At 58.7% G+C, this 4,421-nt stretch carries 5 protein-coding genes; 1 reads left to right on the forward strand and 4 read right to left on the reverse strand.

Annotated elements, in window-relative coordinates:
- Positions 1–333: 333 nt before the first annotated feature.
- Complete coding sequence (locus I6F38_RS44350) at positions 334–720, reverse strand: AraC family transcriptional regulator (RefSeq protein ID WP_225164643.1); 387 nt, start codon at positions 718–720, stop codon at positions 334–336.
- Between the two features lie 478 nt (positions 721–1,198).
- Between I6F38_RS44350 and I6F38_RS42905 the strand changes: the two genes are divergently transcribed.
- Positions 1,199–2,200, forward strand: coding sequence for a helix-turn-helix domain-containing protein (locus I6F38_RS42905; protein ID WP_225164644.1), 1,002 nt, complete (start codon positions 1,199–1,201; stop codon positions 2,198–2,200).
- A gap of 276 nt (positions 2,201–2,476) precedes the next feature.
- Here the strand turns inward: I6F38_RS42905 and I6F38_RS42910 are convergent, their stop codons facing one another.
- The 3 genes from I6F38_RS42910 to I6F38_RS42920 all read right to left on the reverse strand — a co-directional run.
- The gene (locus I6F38_RS42910; protein ID WP_225164645.1) at positions 2,477–2,908 is read right to left on the reverse strand and encodes a hypothetical protein; all 432 of its coding nucleotides are present in this window, start codon (positions 2,906–2,908) and stop codon (positions 2,477–2,479) included.
- Positions 2,909–2,970: 62 nt separating this feature from the next.
- Entirely contained in the window at positions 2,971–4,080 is a 1,110-nt protein-coding gene (locus I6F38_RS42915) for an HlyD family secretion protein (RefSeq protein WP_225164646.1), read from the reverse strand.
- A gap of 124 nt (positions 4,081–4,204) precedes the next feature.
- On the reverse strand, positions 4,205–4,421 hold a 217-nt coding region (locus tag I6F38_RS42920), incomplete at its 5' end, for a DUF1214 domain-containing protein (RefSeq protein WP_225164647.1).

The following is a 4,421-nucleotide window of genomic DNA, read 5'->3' on the forward strand; positions in this document are numbered from 1 at the left end:
TCAGTCACCTTCGCGCCCGGCACCAACGTCTCCTCGACAATCCGCGCCTTGTCGTCCTGCGACCAGCGCCGCCGCCGCTCCAGCCCGCCCAAAACCTCGACCCGCATCGCCTGATGACCTTAAAGCTAGACTTAAGGCTACACGCTTCGCGAATTACCTCGCGTCACGCAAGACGGCGCCCGTCGGATGCGTACAGCTCACCATAGCGTCCCAGCGCTTCAGTTGAACGTCAAAAACAAAATGGCTCCTTGCGGAGCCCGGAAATCTCGCCAAACGTTTCGCTCCAATTCAAATCGTGCGTCTTGCCATTTCACGCCAACCTTGTGGATTAATTCAGCTATCGATCACGCAAGGTCGTCTGCGATGGAGCGCTTGGCGATGTTTACCGGCAAGTTGCTGCCGCTTGTAGACAACGGGCTGAACTTTCATCAAACGCGCGAAAGTGCGGCTGAAACTGCTCGCATTGGAATAGCCGAGGAATTTTGCGACCTCGGACAGGCGCTTGCTCGAGTGCCCGAGGAGCTGGCAAGCCATACTCAAGCGAACCTCCGCAAGCATTGCGCGGTAACTTGTTCCCATACGGCCGAGATGACGCTGCAACGTCCGCGTGCCGATCTTGCAGGCGCGGGCTGTACCATTTATGGCTGCGTCACCGTGTCGCAGCGACGCGACAATGGCCGCGCGGACCGCCTCGGATGAAGGCAAACGGACGGTTCTCATCTGTTGGTGTGGGACACGAAGTCTATGCTCCGTCTAGAGAATATCAGATGCTTTAAGGCCATGGGTATTCCGGCTCCCGTGTGGCCGACTGCCCGGGAAAGTCAGGCATCTGTCGATCAAGCAGCAGCTCTCGTTCGACATTGTCGAGCGCACGTAATATTGCGAGGATATGGTGAGAGAATTCATCGAAACGCAGCACTAAGGGCTCAGCTTTCCTTTCCGGTCGTAGTTTTGGTCTCGGTAAGCCTATGCAGCGAATTGTTGGCCGTCTGGCCATAAGCCGCCAAAAGAGCCGGCAAGACACGCATCGCAGGAGAGGCTCTGCTGATCGACGCAGCCGATCGCCGGGGTGCCGAGAACGGTGCATGCCGGGAGAGGGGCTGCGAACTCTTCCATTTTTGCCGGCAACGCCGACGCTCGGGCCCAGCGAAATTCCCGCCGACATACAGCATCCATTTTACGATCGAGAGGCAGCCCGGTGGCAAATATTCATTTGACGCGCTGCCAATTCCTCATTCCCTTCGCCGATATCCTTAGCGAAATCGGCGCGTCGACCGGTTCGTTTCTGGCAAAATTTCAGCTTCCGACATCATTGGAAGAAAAGGCCGATCATTATGTTCCGATTCTGCGAGCAATCGACTTCGCGGAAATCACCCGAAGATCACAGGGCATTCCGGATTTTGGATTCCTCGCTTCCCAACGTCTGCACTATTGTCACCTGAGCGAGAAAACCCGGACTCTGATCGGCCATGCCCCAACGCTGTTGGTCGCGCTGCAACAGGCTTGCAAATGGGCATCGATCGAGGACTCGAACTTGAAGAATTGGATCGAGCGCCACGACGGTCACGTGAAGTTTTGCAGCAGTCTCACTGGAACAAAAGGACGCCTGCATCTCGAGCATTCACAATGGCTTCAGAATATTTTCCCCATATACATCGTCCGGCAATTCGCCGGACCGGATTGGGCTCCTGCTACAATCGCGTTTGAAGCCCGGTATACGCCGAGCCCCGCGTGTCAATCATTCTGGCCAAACACGCGTTTCCTGTCGGGACAAGACGCATCGTGGATCGACGTGCCGATCTCGCTCCTCAGCCTTCCCAATCGCGCAAAGGAGCAAGTGCTCTCCTTGCAAGACGATCAGGCTGGCCCGTCAGGTCATGACATCATCGCAACGCTCAAGTTGATGTTGCCGTCCTACCTCGACCAAGGACTTCCGGCTCTCGCTCAGGTTGCGGAGATGGCTGGCGCGAGCGCGAGGAGCTTGCAACGTAAGCTCGCGTACGCCGGCATGACATACTCGGATCTGCTCGACACCATCCGGTTCGAGAATGCCAGCAAGCTCTTGCGCGACACGGATTCCAAGATCATCGAAATCGCATTCTCCTCGGGCTACACTGATCCAGCGCATTTTGCGCGCGCCTTCCGCCGAATTACCGGCGTTACGCCGCGACAGTTTCGTGCGCAATCGCGGCCGGGATAAGCGCGTTCTGCCTTGGGCGCCATGCCGCCCGAATGGTTGAAGGTATCCCTTGATTCGACACGCCTTGTCATTGGCCCGACCTCACCGTCGATCGATCGGACCCGGTTTCGCCGTATGGGAGCGCCACGAGTTCGGATGGGATCGATCTCTCCTCCTTTGCGCAGAGGAGCTGGAAGCGCCGGTCTCTATCAACACAACGCTGCCGACGGTAGGTCGGTGCGGCGCGTCTGCCAACAGCGCGCAGAACCGTCATGCTCGAAAGCACATCAGGCAAACCTAAAAATCCGGACCAAATACGTCATCGTTGAACTGGGCTGAGGCGTCATCGTTTTCCATGCTGTTGATCAGGTTTTGCTCGGGATTCGTAAAGCCGCCTGCCGAGAGCGTAGTTGCCGGCAATGCACCATAACTGGCGCGATATTTGTCCATCGCGGCCACGCTGCCCACATACGCACAGGTACATCCGGAGGGATCCGCGTAGACGTAGTAGGGACGTCCGCTCCTCTGCCGTAGCTGTAACTGATTGGGCGGGAACGACATCAGCCGCTTCAACAGCTCCGGCGTGGTCGCAGCGACAGGGCTGAATCCCGATGAGATCAACAATTGACCAGTTGATTGCTGGGCGTAACCGCGAGCACCCGAGCACAACTGGACAAGAAGAGTGCCCGAAACGAGGACTGCAATACTGCCTGCAGATCGAAGACCCAATTTTTTCTCCGGAGATATCTGGATGGGCTACCGATTGGAGCCGAGAGTGAAATGGAAGGCGGTTATAAATATGCCGTATACGAGCCGATCCAGACCAGGATCGACATCAACAGGCCGATGACGCCGGCGTTGTCCGCGAACACGGTGGCGGTGCCCGGCATTCCGAGCCGGAGTTGGCTACGGTCGATGGTCTTCGGGATCGAAATAGCAGCCGGATAAGCCTTCGCGCCTCCGATCGAGCCGACCCGCGCCAGCGTACCTGAGACCGCGATCTGGCCCTGCCCCACGCCTTGGGGGATAGCCATGACCGTCGCTTCGTGGATGCGGCCAGGGTCGTCGTCGAAGACGAGCTTGACCCGCGCGCCGGGCTTGATGGTCCGGAATCCGTTCGGCGGGAACATGCCGGTGATGACGATATCGTTTGCGACGATGAACGACATCACCGAGCGCACCGGCATGGCGCGGTCGCCGACCGACAGCGCCATGATCGTAACGACACCATCGCCGATGGCGCGGATCGTCGTCTGCTCGAGCTCCCACTTCGCATGGTCGAGCTGGGCCTGGATCTGTGCGACGGTTGTATTGACGCCGCCGATTTCCGACTCCATCGCCAATTGTGCGCTCAGCTGTGCGGCCTTGGCCGCCTGAAGCTGAAACTCGACTGTGTCGTATTGCACCTGGACGTCCTGCAGACGAAACGCGGTCTGCGCCTCCTCGCTGACAAGCTTGCGGTAATCGGAAAGCCGCTGGGTGTGAAAGGCGAGCTGCTTGGTCAGTCCATCGACATTCGCCGTCGCCTGCTCGTAACTGGCCTTCAGTTGCTTGACCTGCTGCCGTGCCTGGGCAAGCGATGCCTCGAGCTGGTTGACCTTGTACTGGAACGGTGCCGGATCAATGCGAAACAGCACCGCGCCGGCCTTCACCGGTTCGTTTGGCTTGACCGGGATTTCGATCACCTCGCCGGAAACATTGGGCGCGACCTCCATGACGCGGGAAATCACGACTAAGCTTCCCGACGGGGTCAGGTAGTTGAACATCGCGAGGAATACCGCGAGGATGAACGCGCCGAGCAGCACGGTGACGGTGCCGGACGCCCAGCCCCATCGGACCAGCTTGAGCCTAGAGAAGACCAGCCATACCAGAACGAGGTAGAGCGTCAGAATGATGAGCACGACCTGATTCCTTTATCTGCCGTGCAGGACCGCACACCCACAAGCCCGGTAGAACGGCGATATCGGCCAAATGCCTGCATCCGTGACACGGTCTCCGCGCATCCGGCCGATACAAATCCGATCTCTAAGATACGCGCTTGAAGCCGGGCGGCTTCCATGTCCCCTCGCCTGCCGGCAGAATCGATGGCGGTGTGGTTTTCGGCCAGTACAGTCGCATCACCACATAGACCGGGCCATCCGGCGCCGGCAGCCAGTTTGCCTCCTTGTCCGCTCCCGGGGATTTGCTCTGGACGTAGATCGTCAGCGAACCGTCAGAGCCGCGCTTCATGTGCGGCAGCATC

Source organism: Bradyrhizobium sp. BRP56 (assembly GCF_020194035.1).
Lineage (GTDB): Bacteria > Pseudomonadota > Alphaproteobacteria > Rhizobiales > Xanthobacteraceae > Bradyrhizobium > Bradyrhizobium australafricanum.

Coding starts and splice junctions, on each gene's coding strand:
- I6F38_RS44350 (WP_225164643.1), bottom strand. CDS start 720: ATGAGAACCGTCCGTTTGCCTTCATCCGAGGCGGTCCGCGCGGCCATT.